Annotated in this window: 17 protein-coding genes and 3 pseudogenes; 7 read left to right on the forward strand and 13 right to left on the reverse strand. The window is 62.0% G+C overall.

What is annotated here, in order from left to right; genetic code table 11:
• Positions 1-231 precede the first annotated feature (231 nt).
• The 8 genes and pseudogenes from ACM6UT_RS11870 to ACM6UT_RS11905 all read right to left on the reverse strand — a co-directional run.
• Positions 232-363, reverse strand: a pseudogene (locus tag ACM6UT_RS11870) (IS5/IS1182 family transposase); the annotation flags it as partial.
• Positions 364-474: 111 nt separating this feature from the next.
• Positions 475-1,416 (reverse strand): MFS transporter, encoded by a 942-nt coding sequence (locus tag ACM6UT_RS11875; RefSeq protein ID WP_416797554.1) that lies wholly within the window; start codon positions 1,414-1,416, stop codon positions 475-477.
• Positions 1,417-1,702: 286 nt separating this feature from the next.
• Positions 1,703-2,455 (reverse strand): annotated as a pseudogene (locus ACM6UT_RS11880) (MFS transporter); the annotation flags it as partial.
• Positions 2,436-3,044, reverse strand: a complete 609-nt coding sequence (locus ACM6UT_RS11885; RefSeq protein ID WP_416797555.1) for an MFS transporter — start codon at positions 3,042-3,044, stop codon at positions 2,436-2,438. The pseudogene ACM6UT_RS11880 and the gene ACM6UT_RS11885, both read right to left, overlap by 20 nt.
• On the reverse strand, positions 3,031-4,317 hold the full coding sequence (locus ACM6UT_RS11890; RefSeq protein ID WP_416797556.1) for an HlyD family secretion protein: 1,287 nt from the start codon (positions 4,315-4,317) through the stop codon (positions 3,031-3,033). The genes ACM6UT_RS11885 and ACM6UT_RS11890 overlap by 14 nt, the downstream gene beginning before the upstream one ends.
• Positions 4,310-4,765, reverse strand: coding sequence for a MarR family winged helix-turn-helix transcriptional regulator (locus tag ACM6UT_RS11895; protein ID WP_416797557.1), 456 nt, complete (start codon positions 4,763-4,765; stop codon positions 4,310-4,312). The genes ACM6UT_RS11890 and ACM6UT_RS11895 overlap by 8 nt, the downstream gene beginning before the upstream one ends.
• Before the next feature lie 237 nt (positions 4,766-5,002).
• Positions 5,003-6,091, reverse strand: a complete 1,089-nt coding sequence (locus ACM6UT_RS11900; protein WP_416797558.1) for an HlyD family secretion protein — start codon at positions 6,089-6,091, stop codon at positions 5,003-5,005.
• Positions 6,084-6,539, reverse strand: coding sequence for a MarR family winged helix-turn-helix transcriptional regulator (locus tag ACM6UT_RS11905; protein ID WP_416797559.1), 456 nt, complete (start codon positions 6,537-6,539; stop codon positions 6,084-6,086). Before ACM6UT_RS11905 ends, ACM6UT_RS11900 begins: the two co-directional genes overlap by 8 nt.
• A gap of 98 nt (positions 6,540-6,637) precedes the next feature.
• Here ACM6UT_RS11905 and ACM6UT_RS11910 point away from each other — a divergent pair, with 98 nt between their 5' ends.
• The 7 genes and pseudogenes from ACM6UT_RS11910 to ACM6UT_RS11940 all read left to right on the forward strand — a co-directional run bounded on the left by ACM6UT_RS11910 (position 6,638) and on the right by ACM6UT_RS11940 (position 11,747).
• On the forward strand, positions 6,638-7,096 hold the full coding sequence (locus ACM6UT_RS11910; protein ID WP_416797560.1) for a universal stress protein: 459 nt from the start codon (positions 6,638-6,640) through the stop codon (positions 7,094-7,096).
• 392 nt (positions 7,097-7,488) lie between these two features.
• Positions 7,489-7,809: an ArsR/SmtB family transcription factor gene (locus tag ACM6UT_RS11915; RefSeq protein WP_416797561.1), complete on the forward strand. Its 321-nt coding sequence runs from the start codon at positions 7,489-7,491 to the stop codon at positions 7,807-7,809.
• A 59-nt stretch (positions 7,810-7,868) separates the two neighbouring features.
• Positions 7,869-9,272 (forward strand): FAD-dependent oxidoreductase, encoded by a 1,404-nt coding sequence (locus tag ACM6UT_RS11920; protein WP_416797562.1) that lies wholly within the window; start codon positions 7,869-7,871, stop codon positions 9,270-9,272.
• Complete coding sequence (gene arsK / locus ACM6UT_RS11925; protein WP_416797563.1) at positions 9,269-10,495, forward strand: arsenite efflux MFS transporter ArsK; 1,227 nt, start codon at positions 9,269-9,271, stop codon at positions 10,493-10,495. The genes ACM6UT_RS11920 and arsK overlap by 4 nt, the downstream gene beginning before the upstream one ends.
• Before the next feature lie 322 nt (positions 10,496-10,817).
• Positions 10,818-11,093, forward strand: coding sequence for a ribbon-helix-helix domain-containing protein (locus ACM6UT_RS11930; protein ID WP_416797564.1), 276 nt, complete (start codon positions 10,818-10,820; stop codon positions 11,091-11,093).
• Between the two features lie 46 nt (positions 11,094-11,139).
• Positions 11,140-11,393, forward strand: a pseudogene (locus ACM6UT_RS11935) (type II toxin-antitoxin system RelE/ParE family toxin).
• A gap of 111 nt (positions 11,394-11,504) precedes the next feature.
• The gene (locus ACM6UT_RS11940; RefSeq protein WP_416797565.1) at positions 11,505-11,747 is read left to right on the forward strand and encodes a type II toxin-antitoxin system VapB family antitoxin; all 243 of its coding nucleotides are present in this window, start codon (positions 11,505-11,507) and stop codon (positions 11,745-11,747) included.
• A gap of 118 nt (positions 11,748-11,865) precedes the next feature.
• Here ACM6UT_RS11940 and ACM6UT_RS11945 read toward each other — a convergent pair whose 3' ends face one another.
• Genes ACM6UT_RS11945 through ACM6UT_RS11965 form a run of 5 tightly spaced genes read right to left on the reverse strand, consistent with a single transcriptional unit; the run spans position 11,866 to position 18,773 of the window.
• A complete protein-coding gene (locus tag ACM6UT_RS11945) occupies positions 11,866-13,599 on the reverse strand; it encodes a dihydroxy-acid dehydratase (protein WP_416797566.1) in 1,734 nt (577 codons plus the stop codon).
• Between the two features lie 10 nt (positions 13,600-13,609).
• On the reverse strand, positions 13,610-15,049 hold the full coding sequence (locus ACM6UT_RS11950; RefSeq protein WP_416797567.1) for an NAD-dependent succinate-semialdehyde dehydrogenase: 1,440 nt from the start codon (positions 15,047-15,049) through the stop codon (positions 13,610-13,612).
• 10 nt (positions 15,050-15,059) lie between these two features.
• Complete coding sequence (locus ACM6UT_RS11955) at positions 15,060-16,952, reverse strand: thiamine pyrophosphate-dependent enzyme (protein ID WP_416797568.1); 1,893 nt, start codon at positions 16,950-16,952, stop codon at positions 15,060-15,062.
• Positions 16,949-18,034: a Gfo/Idh/MocA family protein gene (locus tag ACM6UT_RS11960; protein ID WP_416797569.1), complete on the reverse strand. Its 1,086-nt coding sequence runs from the start codon at positions 18,032-18,034 to the stop codon at positions 16,949-16,951. The genes ACM6UT_RS11955 and ACM6UT_RS11960 overlap by 4 nt, the downstream gene beginning before the upstream one ends.
• Positions 18,015-18,773, reverse strand: coding sequence for an IclR family transcriptional regulator (locus ACM6UT_RS11965; RefSeq protein WP_416797570.1), 759 nt, complete (start codon positions 18,771-18,773; stop codon positions 18,015-18,017). Before ACM6UT_RS11965 ends, ACM6UT_RS11960 begins: the two co-directional genes overlap by 20 nt.
• Between the last annotated feature and the right edge of the window lie 167 nt (positions 18,774-18,940).

Below are 18,940 nucleotides of genomic sequence, written 5' to 3' on the forward strand. Positions count from 1 at the left end.
CATCCAGATTGTCGCGCTGATCTCATCCAGATTGTCGCTCTACACATTCGCAACCTATCGGGACTTCGACCGCTGAAACGGCTCGAAACAGCCGTTTGCCCAAATTTTTCCGTCAGAAGCGGCCCTTACAGCGTAGTTGGCGGGTCGGGTGGTCTCCGTAGCTATCCGAAACCGGATGGCGGCCGCGGCCTTCGCTCTGGTTTGCGCCGGTCCCGGCTCCGCCGCATCCTTCTGGAACCGCCAAAGGATGCCATTTGGCACCCGCCGGTCATCGGCGCGGGGAACGCTGCGGGGTTTGTTGGGCAACAACGGCGACAGGATCGACCATTCGTGATCGGTGAGTTCGTAGCGGCGACGCGTCATGGAGGCTCCCTTATTCGGAAGCCTTGAATCCCGACACGCGAAAACACCAAACGATTTTATGAGTTTACGTCCTAAGGGATTCTTGCTGCGGCGGAAAACAGATGTTTTCCGTTATGGGGACGTAGGTGGTTTGGCGCGCCACATGAACCAGGTCGGTAATAATGCGAGAAGGAATATCCCAAAGACAACAAGGAAGCCGTCCTGGAATGCGGCATTCGTTGCCTGAGCCACCACGCTCTGCCCCAGAAAGGAGGCCGCCGTAGGCAAAAGCTGGCTCTCCGGTAGTCCGGATGCCTGCACCAGACCAGCCACCTGGCGTAGGAACTCCGTGGTGGTAGAATTGTCGCTGGTCTGCGTCGCTGCGAACGCATCGGCGTGCATAATCGTGCGCCGCTCGATAAACACTGTCAGCAGGTTCACGCCGAAGGCGCCACCGAGCTGCCGGATAAAGTTGACCGTCCCGGATCCCTGGCCGAGAAGATGGCGCGGCAGGACCTTCAACGACCCGGACGAGATCGCCGGGAACACGAGGCCCAATCCGACGCGCGAGATCACGGTCCACCATGCCAGCGTCCAGAAGGCTGTGTTGACATCCGATGCGGACATGAGCCACGAGGACCAGGCGAAGATCGCCATCCCGACCCCGATCATGATCGCAGGCGCCACCCTGTCGGACAATCGGCCGGCGACCGGGAAGACGAAGAGCATGGCAAATCCTGACGGCATCAGCAGAAGGCCTGCCTCCGTCGGGGTCATTCCCTGGATCTGCTGCACAAAGACCGGCAGGAGGTAGGTCGAGCCGAAGAGGCCCGCTCCCATGATGAAGGAGACGAGCGAGGCCGAGGAAAAGGCGAAATTGGCGAAGAGCCGCATGTCCAGCATGGGCTTTTTTGTGTGCGCCTCCCATGCGACAAAAGCCAATGCCGCAGCTAANGGCAGGAGGTAGGTCGAGCCGAAGAGGCCGGCTCCCATGATGAAGGAGACGAGGGAGGCGGAGGAAAAGGCGAAATTGGCGAAGAGCCGCATGTCCAGCATGGGCTTTTTCGTGTGCATTTCCCATCCGATGAAAGCCAAAGCGGCCACTATCGAAACGACGAACCCAAGCAAAATCGTATTGGAATCCCATCCCAGACGCTGCGCGCTCGACAGCGTGCTCAGCAGGACAGCGAGAAAGACGGAGAGGATGGCAACTCCAACGAAATCGAACGCCGGCAAGGGGCCTTTTTCCTCCCGGCCGGGAAGAAAGAGGTTCGAAAGAAGTATGGCAATGCCCGCAAAGGGCAGGCCCAGATAAAAGACGAACCGCCAGTTNTGTGTGCGCCTCCCATGCGACAAAAGCCAATGCCGCAGCTAATGAAACGACGAACCCCAGCAGAATCGTATTCGAATCCCATCCCAGACGCTGCGCGTTCGACAGCGTGCTAAGCAGGACAGCGAGAAAAACGGACAAGATTGCGATGCCGACGAAATCGAAGGCGGGCAGGGGTCCCCTCTCCTCCCGTCCCGGAAGAAAGAGGTTCGACAGGAGGATGGCGATGCCCGCAAAGGGCAGGCCGAGATAGAAAACGAACCGCCAGTTGAAGGCGTCCATAAGCACGCCGCCAATCCACGGCCCGAGCGCCGGGGCAAGAACGACGCCCACGCCATAAATCCCCATCGCGGCGCCGCGCTTGTCGGGGGGGAAAACCCTGAACAGCATGATCATCGCCAGCGGCTGCACGATGCCGGCCGCCGCACCCTGCACAACGCGCGCGAGGGTTAAAATGGTCTCATTCGGCGCCAGTCCTCCGACAATTGAACCGAGAAGAAAGACCGCCATCGACGCGTTCATGGTCAGCCTCATGCCAAATGCACGATCGGCCCAGTCCGCAAGAAGCATTGTCGCCGTCATGGCTGCGAGAAAGCCGGTCGATATCCATTGTGCCTGAACCGAGCTGATCCCGAATGCGCCCATGACAGCAGGGATAGCGACATTTACGATCGTGGTGGACAGCACAACGGAAATGGTCGCAACCATGATCGTCCCCGTCGCATACCATTTGTAGGCAGGGCCATGGCGTTCGAAATAGCGGTCAATCTGCGACATCGACATAGACCTCGACCATCATGCCAGGACGCAGTTGCACCCCTTCGGGATTGATGGAGATCCGGAGCGGCAGGCGCTGGGTGACTTTNAACGCGTCCATAAGCACGCCGCCGATCCAAGGTCCGAGCGCCGGGGCAAGAACGACGCCCACGCCGTAAATTCCCATTGCGGCTCCGCGTTTGTCGGGCGGGAAAACCTTGAATAGCATGATCATCGCCAGGGGCTGCACGATGCCGGCCGCCGCGCCCTGCACGACGCGTGCAAGGGTTAGGATCGTTTCATTCGGCGCCAATCCCCCGACAACCGAACCAAAAAGAAAGATCGCCATCGACACGTTCATGGTCAGCCGCATGCCAAACGCACGATCCGCCCAATCAGCAAGGAGCATCGTCGCCGTCATGGCTGCCAGAAAGCCGGTCGAAATCCATTGCGCCTGAACCGAGCTGATCCCGAATGCACCCATGACAGCTGGAATTGCGACATTCACGATCGTGGTGGATAGCACCACGGAAATGGTCGCAACCATGATCGTCCCGGTCGCATACCATTTGTAGGCAGGGCCGTGGTGCTCGAAATAGCGGTCAATCTGCGACATCGATATAGACCTCGACCATCATGCCGGGACGCAGTTGCACCTCTTCGGGATTGATGGAGATCCGGAGCGGCAGGCGCTGGGTGACTTTCGTGAAGTTACCAGATGGATTTGGGCTTGGCAGAAGCGCCAGCTGGCTGGTCGCCGCGCCGCCCATTGCGATCACCTTGCCCTCAAAGTTCCGGCCAGGGAAGGCGTCGACGGTGATGCGAGCCTTCGATCCCACCTGGATGCTGCCGAAACTGGTCTCCTTGACGTTGGCATCGATCCATACCTCATCAGGGGCATGATACATCACCAGCCGCGTTCCCGGTGTCACGTATTCGCCGACATCAGCGAAAGTGGCATCGATGATACCTGAGAAGGCCGCACTGATCGTACGGTGAGCGAGGTCGANAACCTCATCAGGGGCATGATACATAACCAGCCGCGTTCCCGGTGTCACATATTCGCCGACATCAACGAAAGTGGCATCGACAATACCGGGGAAGGCAGCGCTGATCGTGCGGTTTGCAAGGTCGATCTCCATGAGACTGCGCTCCGCCTCAGTTCCTGACCGTCCGGCCAGTACCGAAGCGACCTGGGAGTCCAACACATCCATCTGCGCTGCGTCCGCCTCAACAATGGCCAGATCGGCTCTTGCGCTCTCGATCGCGGCGGCGGCCGCACGTTCCTGTTGCACAGCCGCGTCAAGCGTCGCACGGGCATCTTCGAGATTTTGCTGCGAGGAGACGTTTTGACCAGCCAGTTTGGTCACCCGGTCGTGTCGACTCTGTGCGTTCCTGAAAGCGGCCAATGCTGCTTCATGGTTCGCATTGGCAGCCGCAATGCTGGCTGCCGCGGCTTCACGACGTGCAGCAAGTTGCTTCTCAAGCATCATCTTGCGCGTTCTGATCTCAGCCAGTTGTGCGTCTGTTGCATCAAGCTTCGAAAGAACCGCCGAAAGCTGGGGTTCGGAGGACTCCCGATCGATGGTGGCGAGCATATCGCCCGCGTTGACAGAATCGCCGACAACGATCGGTAAGGCCGTCACACGTCCGGCGACCTCGCTTGATACCGTCACGATGTTGGCAGCGATCCTGGCGTCATCGATGTGGATTTGCGTGAACCGCGCCCGTAGCCAAGGTGCGCTCAACCAGATGGTGCCTCCGACCAGAACCCCGATAATAAGCAGTTTGAGCCATTTCACCCGGCTGCGCCTGGGTGGGGAGAAATCTTCTACCCGATCGGATGGAGGATTGCCGATATGGGGATTGTTCGTCTTCATGTTATCCATTCTGGTCACTTCTCAACAGTTCAAGCCGGGCCTCAATCTGGCCCAGGACCCGGGTGGCGGTTCGCAGATCGTCGGGACACACGTCCGCGAGGAGTTCAGCCCGGCTGGCAGCTGCAATCTTCCTCATCTTGTCTATCAGTGGCTTGGTGCCGTCGGTCAGGTGCAGCTTTTTGGCCCGCCGATCCTCCTCACACGGTTGGCGCTCCACAAGTCCGTCGGCCTCCAGCCTGTCCAGCAGACGCACCAGGGTGGCCCCTTCGATCCCGAGCGAATGAGCCAATTCAATCTGCGTCACATCCTGACGTCTGGAGAGTTCAAAAAGCACTCTCCAGCGAGCCTGTGACAAGCCGAGTTCACGAAACTGCAGATCGACATGCCTCGTCCACTGACGCGACACCGTCGCCAGTGAACGGGTAAAGGACTCATTCAGATCCGGGGCAGCAGCCATCGATCCTCACCATATGGTAGCTTGAAAATAACTAGCCACCTAATTAATGTAGAGCACATTATCTCGCAAGCACCATTTCGAGGACAGGAGCCGCTGATGTACACAGTAAGCGCGTAGGCCACCCCACGTATCTTTGAGCGTGCCGAGAGGGCATTTTTCGCATGAATCATGCGGGGAATCCTATGAGCGGCACGGTGAATCAGCCTCGAGCGTTTGAGATTTTGACGGCGGAGCCGGTCAAGAAGCGGCGCAAGCCACGCGATTGNTCGTGAAGTTACCAGATGGATTTGGGCTTGGCAGAAGCGCCAGCTGGCTGGTCGCCGCGCCGCCCATTGCGATCACCTTGCCCTCAAAGTTCCGGCCAGGGAAGGCGTCGACGGTGATGCGAGCCTTCGATCCCACCTGGATGCTGCCGAAACTGGTCTCCTTGACGTTGGCATCGATCCATACCTCATCAGGGGCATGATACATCACCAGCCGCGTTCCCGGTGTCACGTATTCGCCGACATCAGCGAAAGTGGCATCGATGATACCTGAGAAGGCCGCACTGATCGTACGGTGAGCGAGGTCGATCTCCTTCAGACTGCGTTCCGCCTCGGCTCCCGTCCGCCCGGCCAGAGCCGAAGCGATTTGAGAGTCCAGCACATCCATCTGCGCGGCGTCCGCCTCAACGATCGCCAGATCGGCTCTTGCGCTCTCGATCGCGGCGCGGGCCGCACGTTCCTGTTGTACCGACGCGTCCATGGCCGCACGCGCGTCTTCCAGATTCTGCTGCGACGAGACGTTTTGCCCAGCGAGTTTGGTCACCCGGTCGTGTCGGCTCTGAGCGTTCCTGAGAGCGGCCAATGCTGCTTCATGGTTCGCGTTGGCCACCGCAATGCTGGCTACGGCGGCTTCGCGCCGTGCGGCGAGTTGCTTCTCAAGCATTACCTTGCGCGTCCTGGTCTCGGCCAATTGTGCGTCGGTGCTTGCGAGCTTTGAAAGAACCGCCGACAGTTGCGGCTCTGACGATTCCCGATCGATAGCGGCAAGCATGTCGCCTGCAGCGACAGAATCGCCGACAACAACGGGCAAGGCCGTCACACGTCCGGCAACCTCGCTTGATATCGTCACGATGTTGGCCGCGATCCGGGCGTCATCAATGTGGATTTGCGTGAACCGCGCGCGTAGCCAAGGTGCACTCAGCCAGACGACGCTTCCAACCAAAAGCCCGATAATAAGCAGTTTGAACCATTTCACCCGGCTGCGCCTGGGTGGGGAGAAATCTTCTGCCCGATCGGAAGGAGCGTTGCCGATATCGGGATTATTCGCCTTCATGCTATCCATTCTGCTCACTTCTCCACAATCCAAGCCGGGCCTCGATCTGGCTCAGGACCCGGGTGGCGGTTCGCAGGTCCTCGGGTGATACTTCCGCGAGGAGTTCAGCCCTGCTGTCGGCTGCAATCTTCTTCATCTTGTCAATCAGGGGCTTGGCGCCATCGGTCAGGCGCAGCCTCTTGGCCCGCCGGTCGTCTTCACAGGGATGGCGCTCCACAAGGCCGACGGCTTCCAGCCTGTCCAGCAGGCGCACCAGGGTAGCCCCTTCGATCCCAAGCGAATGGGCCAGTTCAATCTGCGTCACATCCTGGTGCCGAGAGAGTTCAAAAAGCACTCTCCAGCGAGCCTGTGACAAGCCAAGTTCACGAAACTGCAGATCGACGTGCCTCGTCCACTGACGCGACACCATCGCCAGTGATCGGGTGAAGGACTCGTTCAGGTCCGGGGCACCAGCCATCAATCCTCGCCACAAGGTAACTTGAAAATAACTAGCTACCTAATTAATGTAGAGAAAATTATATGGCAAGCACCATTTCGAGGACGGGGAGCCCCCTGATGTACACCAACATCCTGCTCTGCTACGACGGTTCACGAGAAGGGCGGTTGGCGCTCCGTGAAGGGGCGCGGCTCGCCCAGATCACGGGTGCCGGGGTGACTCTTTTGGCTGTCGTTGAGACCGTGTCGGGAAATGCTTTGGCGCAAGCGGCGGATGCCAGCGTACTGAGCCATCAGCAAGATGAGTTGCGGTCGATCCTGGACGAGGGACGACAAAGGCTCACAGCCATGGGACTCGCACCCCGCATTCGGATGGAGTTCGGTGACCCTGTCGCGAGCATCAGCAAGGTGGCTGCTGAGACAGTGGTGGATCTCGTCGTTGTCGGACACCATCGCCACGGGTTTTGGACTCGTTGGCTGAGCCGGTCGGTTGCTGCCGAGCTGAGCGACAGCCTTGGCTGCAGCCTGCTGTTGGCACAAAAGGCCGTCGAGGATAAAGACCTTTTTCCAAAGGTCTGAGGGCTGCAAAACCACAGCGTCGTGCAAAGCGGCAGTGGGTGCATGGCCCCTGCCGGTTTGTTGTCGGGGCGGCACGACCGCCCTTTCGAACGGTTCAGGCAAATCCGCGCTAACCGCTTCAATCCAAACTACTTCAATTTCCCTTACCGGGTATTGTTGGAGAAATGCCCACAGATGTTGCCCATCCAATCGCCGCAGGTCCGCGCCTCCTGTTAAGGCTGAGGTGCGTTGACCGAGGCCAACTTCATATTTCAATGCGACGCGCTTTCCGATGCGTCCATGGTTGCGGTCTTCATCGCCTCGGTCGCGAGGATCCGGCCGCTCGAGTGGTCTATTCCACGACCATGGAAATAGCTGTTGACAGCACCTGTCGGGCTGCGTAGCCTATTTCCATGATTATCGAAAGAGCCGCGTCGCAGCTGGAAGCGCTTGGCAATCCCTCCCGGCTGAACATCTACCGGACGCTCGTCAGGGCGGGGCGCGACGGCATCGCCGTCGGTCATCTCCAGGAGCGCGTCGGCATCCCGGCGTCGACCTTGTCTCACCACCTCAAGCGGCTGGTGGAGGCGGGCCTGGCCTCACAGGAGAGACAGGCGACGACGCTGATCTGCCGGGCGGACTATCCGACCATGCAGTCGCTGATCGGCTTCCTCGTGGACGAGTGCTGCGCGGACGAGAAATGTTGCGGCGAGCAGAAGGAAGAGGCGGCGTGACGCCTCTTTTTTTATCTCAGGAATTCGATCCTTCTAGAAATACAGAAAGGGAGAGCGAGGTGTCTGACAAATCGGGGCTTCCTGTGGCGGTCATAGGTGCGGGACCCGTCGGGCTTGCGGCGGCAGCACGCCTCGTCGAACGAGGCATCGAGCCCGTCGTTTTCGAGAAGGGCGGCTCTGTCGGCGCTTCTCTGCTGGAATGGGGCCATGTCCGGGTCTTCTCCCCGTGGCGATACAATGTCGATGAGGCCGCCCGCCGCCTTCTCGACGCTGAAGATTGGAAAGCCCCCGACCAGGACGATCTGCCGAATGGAAAGGAAATCGTCGAGGATTATCTCGTGCCTCTGTCGAGAGTCGCTGCCATTCGCCGGGGCCTCAGGCTGGGCGCAACGGTGACGGCGATAACGCGAAAGGGACTGGACAAGGCGACCTCACGCGGGCGGGACGCGGCCGCATTTGTCGTGCGATACCTCGACGGTGACATCGAGCGGGAGGTGGCTGTCCGCGCCGTCATTGACGCCTCCGGCACGTGGAACCAGCCGAACCCGATGGGTGTGGACGGGCTCCCCGTTCCCGGGGAGTGCCGATCGCCCAGGGTCTCTTACGGCATTCCGGATGTCACCGGGGCACGCCGCAGCGAGTTCGCCGGAAAACGAACCCTCGTCGTTGGCAGCGGCCACTCGGCGATCAACACGGCGCTCGCGCTCATGGAGCTCCAGCAGGTCGCCCCGGGAACGGAAATCTTCTGGGCACTCCGTCAAGACGGCGTCGACCGTCTGCTCGGCGGCGGCCTGAACGACCAGCTCCCCGAACGCGGCGCCCTCGGGCTCGCTGCCAAGAAGGCCATGGACGAGGGCAGGCTCAACATCCTGACGGGATTTGCCGGCCGTGCCATTCAAGAGGATGGAGAGCATGTGACGGTGCTTGCGACGGCCGGAGGACGGGAGATCCGGCTGGTCGTGGACAAAATCGTGGTGGCGACCGGGTTTCGGCCGACCTTCGACTTCCTTCGCGAACTCCGCATCGAGATCGATCCCACGATCGAGGCGCCGCCGGCGCTTGCCCCGCTCATCGACCCGAACCTGCATTCGTGCGGCACTGTCCCGCCGCACGGCGTCGAGGAGCTTTCCCATCCCGAAAAGGACTTCTACATTGTCGGCATGAAATCCTACGGACGCGCGCCCACGTTCCTGATGAAGACCGGCTATGAGCAGGTTCGCTCCATTGTCGCGGAGATCGTGGGCGACCACGAGGCAGCCCGGCGCGTGGAACTGGTACTTCCGGAAACGGGCGTCTGTTCCGCCGGCGTCAAGTCAGCCGTGTCGTCCGTCTGCTGCGGCGGACCGTCGACAGCGCGCGAAGACGCATGCTGCGTGGCAGATGCGGTGGCGAAGGACGAGGACAAGGCAGGCTGCGGCTGCGGCCCGAAGCCTTCGTTGGAGACGGTGGTCGAAAGCCTGTGAGAATATCCGATGTAAAACTGCCAGTCCGGGCGCTTGCCGGACTGGGCGCAACACAGGTCATCGGCTACGGCACGCTCTATTATTGCCTGAGCATTCTCGTCCCCGACATCGCGCGCGATCTCGCGGTGTCGGAACAAAGGGTCTACGGGATGTTCTCCGTCGCTCTGCTCATCGGAGCCTTCGCGGCCCCGATGTCCGGCAAGCTTGCCGACCGATGGGGCGCGGGGAGGGTGATGGCCGCCGGCTCGTGCGGGGCGGCGCTCACCCTGGTCCTGGCTGCGCTTTCGAGCGGGCCTGTAAGCTTCGCTCTTGCGCTCACGATGACGCAGGTCGTCGCCACAGGCGTCCTCTATTCGACCGCCTTCACGGCGATCGTACAGGCGGGAGGACGAAGGGCACAGACATCCATCGTGCATCTCACGTTGATCGCGGGATTCGCATCGTCCCTATTCTGGCCGCTGACGACATGGCTGCATGCTCGGATGTCCTGGCAGGAAGTCCTTCTGCTCTATGCGGCAATGCATGTTCTGGTCTGTCTTCCCGTGCATCTCGGCATTGCCCGCCTTACGTCCGGCGCCGTGGTCGCGGCGCGTGCGGCTTCCTCTGAAGAGCCGACGAGCCCGGCAGGGAACGGAAAGCTGACCTTCCTCCTGATGCTCCTGGGCTTTGCTATCGAAGGATACGCACTCTCGGCCATGCTGGTCCATATGGTGCCGCTGACGCAAGCGCTGGGCTTCGGGGCGGCTGGACTTCTGATCGCATCGCTGTTCGGCCCTGCGCAGGTCGCTAGTCGCCTGATAAACCTGTTGTTCGGCGGGGGTCTCTCCCAGACCTGGCTCGCAGTCATCGCGGCCGTGTTGGTGCCGATCGGGATCGTGATACTCCTTTCCACCACGCCATGGTTCGCGGGAGCGGTGATCTTCGCCGTCTGCATGGGACTTGGGTCCGGCCTGACGAGCATTGTCGGCGGAACCTTGCCTCTCGAACTCTTCGGACGCAAAGGCTACGGCCGCAGGATGGGATGGTGCATGACGGCCAAACAAATGACGTCGGCCGTTGCGCCGGTCATGATGTCGATATCGATGGCAGGAATCGGCGTACACGGCGCGCTTTGGGTCGTCACGGCAGCGGGGCTGGCGGGTGCAGGCGCGTTCGCATTGATCCCCCTGACCCTGAGGGCGTCGGCCGGGTCGGCGGTTATACCGTCGCGACCGAATCCCTGACCTCTGGCGATCGCATCCCGACATGCCCTCGCATGGCCGGAGCAGGGGGATCTTTCAGCCAACGAGAGCCGATTAACCGGTGGCCAGCGGCCGTACGCAGGGTGTCGGTCACAGTCAGCGGCGTGCCGGTGTCGAGCCTAAGGGTGCGGACGATCGCCTGATTGGCCGCCTGCTCGTAGGTGTCGGGCAGGCGTCCGCCGGGGCTGTCCGTCGCGTTCGACGACCTGACCTCGTTCGATGACGTCGCCGCAGTCACGAACCATTCAGGCGGATCGACAATGGGTGCTACCGAGTGGCAAAGTTGATTCAGAGGAGAGAGGTAATGAGTGTAAAATCGTCGATCTCGCTGAGTGACCAGCAGGACGCCTTTGCCCGTTCGCTCGTGGACAGCGGCCGGTACTCAAGCATGAGTTCCGTTCTTCAGGAGGGTCTGGAACTGCTTCGCCAAAAAATCGATGCTGAGGCCGTCGAAACGGAAGCGCTTCGCGCATTGATCGAGCGGCGCTTGAAGGGCTCCATGATACCGGCGACGGAAATGGAAAGACGCGTCGCGGGCATCATCGAACGGAAGCGGCGGTCGGTTCGTACGGGCTCTTGAACATTCCGCAGATGCAGTAGGCGACGTTGAGCTTTTCTTTGATCATCTGTTCGACGCATATATCGCAATCGGGGACACGGCCAGCGAAGCTCTGGAGCGAGCCGCTGAGCGTACCTGCAAATTGCACCTCGAGATCGATCGACTTGCGAGACGCCTTATATAGGGGCTCTGCGGTCCGACATTCATCCGGGGATCCGGTTTTTCCGGCGGGACAAGGCGGCTATTTGGTTCTTACCTGCAGAGCAAGATCGCCGTATCGTCGTCGCGGCAATAGGCTTCGATGGTAGGCTGGAACGGTGAGCTGCGTTCCATCCGATCGTGCGACGTTCTTCGTCGCTCGTTGCATGAATCTTGCGATTAGGCGCAAGGCGATCTTCAGTATTTCTCAAATCTATCTACATGGAGTAACCCATGCCGATCAACGTCAACAATCCGGAAGCCGACGCGCTCACGCGCAAGTTCGCGCATATGGCCGGCGTCAGCATTACCGATGCGATCGTGATTGCCATGAAGGAGGCGATCGAACGTCGCCGTCACGCAGAGACCCCGCTGCAGACCGCAGCCCGGCTGCGCGAACAGCATGGAGTCGAGCTCAGCGCCGCAGCGAGACACCCGCTTCCGCGCGAAGCGTTCGACGAATTATGGGAAAGCTGACGTTCGTCGATGCCTGCGCCATCATCGCGCTTCTCTCCGACGAGCCGGAAGCGTAGCGCGTTCCGCGTGACGGCAACGCAATTGCCGGCAATCTTTTCCGCAGCTTCATCGCCCTGGATCATCGAATGATGCCGTCCCCCGAATTTCGGAGGAAGTCGAAGTCGCAGCCTTCGTCCGCCTGGAGGACATGATCGCGATAGAGCATATCGTAACCGCGCGGTGCCGGCCGTTTCTCGATCTTCCGCTCGACCCGCCTCTTGTCCAGTTCTTCTTCGGATACGAGGAGACGGATCGCATGGTCCTTGACGCTGAGAGCGATCCGGTCGCCGTTGCGGACAAGGCCGATCGGCCCGCCCGACGCGGCGTCCGGTGCGACATGAAGCACGATCGTTCCATAAGCGGTGCCGCTCATGCGAGCGTCGGAAATGCGGACCATGTCCCTGACGCCGGCACGCGCGAGCTTTGCCGGGATCGGGATATAGCCCGCCTCCGGCATGGCGGCATCACTGAGCGGACCGGCATTCTGGAGCACGAGGAAGTCGTCTGCCATCACGTCGAGATCGGGATCGTCGATGCGGGCAGCCAGATCTTCCAGCGACGTGAAGACGACGGCCCGGCCAGTCTTTTCAAAGAGGTTCGGGTCTGCCGCCGAGCGCTTGATGATGGCGCCGCGCGGAGCCATGTTGAGGAAAACGGCGAGCAGCCCGCCATTCTCGCGCACAGGTGCGTCGATCGGCCGGATGACGTTTCGATCCACCCAGGGATCTGCAGCCTCGATCCGGTCGCCGATCGTCTCCCCGGTGATCGTCTCGCAGTCGAGATGCAGCAGATGCCGCAATTCGCGCATGACGGCGGGAATGCCGCCCGCGGCGTGGAGGTCCTCCATGTAGGCACTGCCGGTCGGCTTGAGGTCGACGAGCACCGGTGTCGTGTCGCTGATCTCGTTCATGCGCTTGAGATCGATCTTCAGCCCGAGGCGGCCGGCGATGGCTGCCAGGTGAATGATTGCGTTGGTCGAGCCGCCGATTGCCATCAGGACGCGCAGGCCGTTCTCCAGAGCCTCTTCCGTTATAATGGTTTTCGGAGTTTTCTCCGTGCCGATCAGCGATACGGCGATGCGACCGGTCTCCTCGGCCATGCGCAGGCGATCGGCATCGACGGCCGGTATGGCGGCCGAGCCAGCCGGCATCATGCCGATCGCCTCGGCAAGCGAGGCCATGGTGCTGGCGGTACCCATCACCGCGCAGGTCCCGCTTGTCGAGGCAAGGCGCTTCTCGACCTCGTTAATCCCCTGGTCATCCACGTCGCCGGCACGGTATCGCTGCCAGAAACGGCGGCAGTCGGTGCAGGCGCCGAGACGTTCGCCGCGATGGCGGCTGGTGGACATGGGCCCGGCGACGAGTTGGATCGACGGCAGGCCGGCGGAGGCCGCTCCCATCAGCTGGGCGGGAACCGTCTTGTCGCACCCGCCGAGCAGAACTACCGAATCCATCGGCTGGGCGCGGACCATCTCCTCGACATCCATGGACATCAGATTGCGGAACTTGAGGCTGGTCGGGCTAAGGAAAACCTCGCCAAGCGAAATCGTCGGAAACTCGACCGGCAGGGCGCCCGCGGCCAGCACGCCCCGCTTCACCGCCTCGATCATCTCGGGAAAGTGGCGGTGACAATTGTTGAAGCCGCTTGCTGAATGGGCGATGCCGACAATCGGCCGGTCGAGCATCTGGCGGCTGTAGCCCATCGAGCTGGCAAAGGAGCGGCGCAGATAGATGCTGAAGTCGCGGTCGCCGTAGTTCGTCAGGCCGCGCGCAAAGCCCTTTGCCTTGTTGGTGGTCTTGTCGTCCTCGCTCATGGCCTGCTCCTCACGCGAACCGCATCTTGATGTACTTGGCTTCGAGATAGTCGAAGATTCCCAGCTGGCCGCCTTCGCGCCCCATGCCGCTCTCCTTGATGCCGCCGAAGGGAATTTCGGCGGCGGCCAGCAGCATGTCGTTGACGCCGACCATGCCGACTTCGAGCGCCTCCGCCGCCTTGTTCGCACCCTCGAGCGAGCGTGAGAACACATACCCGGCAAGTCCGAAGGGCACGTCATTGGCACGCCTCACCGCATCGTCGAGGTCGGTGAAGCGGGCGATCGGGGCGACCGGCCCGAACGGCTCCTCGCTCATCACGGTGGCGTTGTCCGGCACGTCGCCAAGGACCGTCGGCCGATAGAAGAAGCCGCGATTGCGATCCGACGGGATCTCTCCGCCAGCAATCAGAGTCGCGCCTTTTCCGAGCGCGTCTGAAACCATTTCAACGATACGCTCGCGGCCGCGGGCATTGGCCATCGGCCCCATCTCGATGCCGTCGTCGCTGCCGCGGCCAATCTTCAGGCCGTTGGCGAAATCAGCCATGGTGCGGGCGAAGGGCTCGTAGATCGACTGGTGGACGTAGAAACGGCTCGGCGAAATGCAGACCTGGCCGGCATTGCGGAATTTGGCGCGGGCGCAGGCGGTGGCGGCCGCAACCGGGTCGGCATCTTCCAGAACCAGCACCGGCGCATGACCGCCGAGTTCCATCGAGACCTTCTTCACCGTTTCGGCGCATTGCCGGAGGATCAGCTTGCCGACCGGTACGGAGCCGGTCAGCGACACCTTGCGAATGACGGGCGAGGCGATCAGGTGGGCGGAAATATCGGAGGACCTGCCGCTGACCACGTTGAGCACACCGGCCGGAAGCCCGGCCCTGATGGCAGCGGAAGCGATGTGGAGTGTGCTGGAGGGCGCTTCCTCTGATGGCTTGACCACGACGGGGCAACCGGCTGCGAGCGAGGCGGCGATCTTGCGGGCCGGAAGCAGGGCCGGAAAGTTCCAGGCGGTGAAGGCCGCCACCGGGCCGACCGGATCGAAGCGGACATTGAGGCGCACGCCGGGGTCCCGGCCATCCAGCACATGGCCGAAGATGCGGCGCGCCTCGTCGGCATACCAGTCGAACTGATCGATGGCGGCATTCCATTCGCCGGCAGCCTCCGCGATCGGCTTTCCGGTTTCCGAACTCATGTCACGCACTGCACGGTCGGAGACGGCGCGCATTTCGGCGGCGATGCGGCGGAGAAGGGCGCTGCGTTCCCAGCCGGAGACCTTGCCCCAGCGCGGGGCCTCGCGGGCAAGCGCCGCGAGCACATCGTCGAGGTCCGCGGCATCGGCCGAAGGCAGGTGGCCGATGATTTCCTCATCAACGGGATCGATGACCGGCCGGGTCTGCCCGCTGTACGAGCCGCGCCATTGACCGTCGATCAGCAGTCCGAATTCTTCATACATGGTCGTTCTCTCAAATCAGGGTGCGGGCATACTGTCGCTGGACGTCATCGACCCAGTTGCCGACATTCCACTGACCATAGGCACCGAGGCCCACGGCCGGGTCTTCGCCGAAATAGACAGGCACATGGACGAGGCTGAGGCCCGGCCAGGAACGCGCCTCCTCGAGCGCTGCCATCAGGCTCGCCTCATCCTCGCCGCCGGACAAGGCACGCACGCCGCTGACCGCACTTGCAAGCCTCACATAGTCGACGGCGACGCCGTCATTGGTGCGGAAGTCGCGGCCGTATTGCGCGTGCTGGAGGTGGCTGATCGCCGCCATGCGCCGGTTGTCGAGGAGCAGGATCGTGCCATGCACGCCGTGCTCGACGCCGTCGATCAGCACTTGCGGGTTCATCATGAAGGAGCCGTCGCCGGTGAAGGCGACGCCATAGCGTCCCTTGTCGGCAATCCCGGCGGCCAGAAGCGCGCTGACGGCAAAGCCCATGTAGGACGCGCCGGTCTCGGTGAAGGTTTCGAACGGTGCCTGGTCCTCGACGATCTGGAAGCCGTTCGCCTGCACGTCGCCGGCATCGAAGAACTTCAGCGCGCCGTGCCGGCGGCAGAATTCGGCGGCAAGCCGGATGACCCGCGGCTGGGTCATGACCGGCCTTTGCCAGACGGCATCGTAGAGCGGCGGCGAGGAGGTCTGCCGGGCGAGAAACCCGTCCCATTCCGCACGCTTGGCACGGCCGGCCTTCAGCCATTCCGCCTTGCCGGGATCGGTCCTGCGGCCGGAGAGCATGGCGGCGAGCCGTCCCGCAACGATCGACGCGTCGCCCGTGAGCGCAATCGTATTGTTGTAGTGCTGCACATCGATCGGATCGGCGTTGATGTTGATGACCTGGCGAACCTTGGGCCAGCCGATGCCGGAGCAATCGGCCTGGCAGACCGCGCGGCTGCCGATGACGATGAGGAGTTCGGCTTCGTCCATCGCCCAGTTGCCGCTGATCGAGCCCTTGGAGCCTCCGACACACATGGCCTGCGGATGGTCGGCCGGCATCACGCCGCTGGCGCCGGGGCTGGTGACGACGAGGGCTCCGGCCGCCTCGGCCAGTTGCCGCACGGATTGCGCGGCCATGCGACTGCCGCCCCCGAGCTTGATTGCCACCTTTGCACAATTCTCGATGCTGTCCGCGGCTGTGCGCAGCGGGTGGTCGTCCGCGGGCGCGAGCGCCGGAAATACCGGGCGGTCCGGCAATGCGTCGAGGCGAAGGGTGACCGGTGCCGGCTGGGTATTGAGCGGCAGGTTCATGTAGAAGGGACCGGGCCGCCACGGGTGGAAGACGCATGTCGCGCCCTTGCGCAATCCATCCCGCAGCGCGCCCGGCGTATGCAGCGTATAGGCGCTTCCCATAAGGGAGGTGATCTGGGCAAAGACGCCCTGTGCCGGTTTCGGCACCTGCTGCATGTTGTAGCCTTCGCCCTGGGTCGTCTCGTCACCGTAGAGGTGATAGAGGCCGACACCGTTGGAGGCGGCGGCAAGGGATGCGGCCATGGCCTGGAAAGCGCCCGGCCCGATCGAGGTGACGACTGCGCCGACTTCGCCATAAACCCAGGAGAGGGCCGTGCCGGCATGCGCCATTTCCACCTCGTTGCGGAACTGCCAGCAGCGCACCAGGCCTTCGGCCTCATAGGCATCAAGGATATCGGCAAGTGCCGTGCTGCCATGGCCGAAGATCGCCAGATATTTGGTCACGCCCTGGCGCATCAGGCCGATGACCAGCGCTTCTACCAATGGAATGGTCACGGGTATGGTGAGGCGGCCGGCATCGATCGCTGCCCTCAGGCCCCCGGCGGCATTCAGCCAAGCGGCGCGGTCGGCAGCCGTATGCGTCGGCCCATCGGGAAAGGTCGGACGGGTCATTCGGATCTCCCGTTTCTGAGATCCACCGGACGGCCGATGCGAGCCGATTCCTCGGCGGCGAGGGCAAAGCGAAGGATTTGCCGGGCCTGACGCGGCGTCAGCACGGGCGCGCCGCCGGTTTGGATCGCGTCGAGATAGTGTCGGGTCGACAGAACGAAGCTCTGCTCCCAACCGGTCGGAATGTCGCGGAATTCGGTGAGCCTGGCGTCGCTGTAGAGCACGACCGGTGGGCTGTCGGCAAGCCGTCCGTGCCCGCCATTGATCCAGATGACGCCCTTGGTGCCGGTGATCTCGACGCGATCATCCTGCGCATAGTGTCGCGTCGCCAGTTCCATTTCGGGCGAATAGACGATCTCGAGATTACCAATGCGATTACCGGGAAAGCGGAAGGAGATTTGCGACTGGGCATCGAAACGGATGCCGCCTGGACCTTCGGTGTCGCCGATGAAGGCGTGCACCTCGTCCGGTTCGCCCATGAAATGCCAGGCGAGCGCGAACTTGTGGTGCCCGTCGTCGAAGACCAGGGGGCCGCCGCCGGCCTGATCGTGCTTCTGGCGCCAGGCGTTCGCCGCCGCCGGCACATCCCAGGCCGTGGCGCTGCGCGCCGGATTGGACTTGATGCGGATGGACAGAGGCGTGCCGATCGCGCCCTGGTCGATCAAGTCACGCGCCTTGAGGACGGGCGGATAGAAGATGAAGTTCTCGAAGATCTTGACCGGCCGGTCATAGGCCTCGGCGGCAGCAACGAGCTGGTCTGCCTCTTCCAGCGATACGCACATCGGCTTCTGCAGGGAAATGATCTTGCCGGCCTGCATCGCCTTCAGCGCGGCGCCAAGATGCAGATGATGCGGCAGGAGGATTTCCACGAGGTCGACGTCGGGCCTAGCCAGAACGGCATCGAGATCGGTCTCGATGGCCACGTTCTCGATCCCCCACTGCCTTGCCTTTTCCCCGGCGAGGGCGGCATCCCGATCGCATAGCGCGACGATCTGGCTCGACGGGTTCTGAAGATACTCGATCGCGTGAAGATCGGAGATGCGACCGGTGCCGACGACGGCGACCCTAATCGGGTTGGTGCTCATGCAATGGGCCTTTCTGTGATGCAGGTATGGAAACGGAGGTGACGATGCGGCCGAGCTCCGCAAGCCGCTCGTCGGTAATGCGGACCGAAGGGCCGGAAACGCCGATGGCGGCGATCATGCGGCCATGCTGGTCATAGACGGGGCGTGCGACGCAGCGGATGCCCGGCGCGAATTCCTCGTTGTCGATGGAGTAGCCCCGTGCCCGGGTCCTTGCGATCTCGTCGTCGAGCGCGCGGCGGGTGGTCAGGGTACGCGGCGTGAACGACGGAAAGGGCCCTTCGACCTGGGCGTTGCCGAAGGCAAGAAAAGCCTTGCCGAGTGCCGTGCAATAGAGCGGCGCAAGCGCCCCGATCGGATGGTCCACCTTGAGCGGCAGGGAGGAATCGATCTTGTCGATGTACCAGACGCGGTTGCCGACAAGCACGGCCATGTGCGCGCATTCGCCCGTCTTGGCAACGAGTTGTTCGAGCACCGGGCGCCACGCCTCCTTCACGGAGACGATGTCGATCAGCGAATGGCTGCTTGCCGCAGCGCGGGCGATCTTGTCCGTCGGCTGGTAGCGGCGAGACGAATCCTGGCTTGCATAGCCGGCGGCGACGAGGGTCTTCATCAGATGTGAGGCGTTCGACTTGTCGACGCCCAGCGCTTCGGCAACATCGGTCAGCCGGACGGGTTCGCGGCTTGCCGCGAGGAAATCGAGGGCTTCGAGGCCGCGCGTGAGAGATTGCAAGAGGCGCATCGGTAAAACTCCTTCAGGGGCATCATTCATTTGCGCCATGCTAAACAGAAGTACAGCATATGGCAACAGAATGAGTAATGAGCACCTGTATTCGGATGAATTGCCGGTTTTGTTGCGAAATGCAATACTTTTATGTTGACAGCGGCAACAAAATTGCCAAATTCTGG

It is taken from the genome of Ciceribacter azotifigens (genome assembly GCF_048159625.1).
Classification (GTDB): Bacteria; Pseudomonadota; Alphaproteobacteria; order Rhizobiales; family Rhizobiaceae; genus Allorhizobium; species Allorhizobium azotifigens.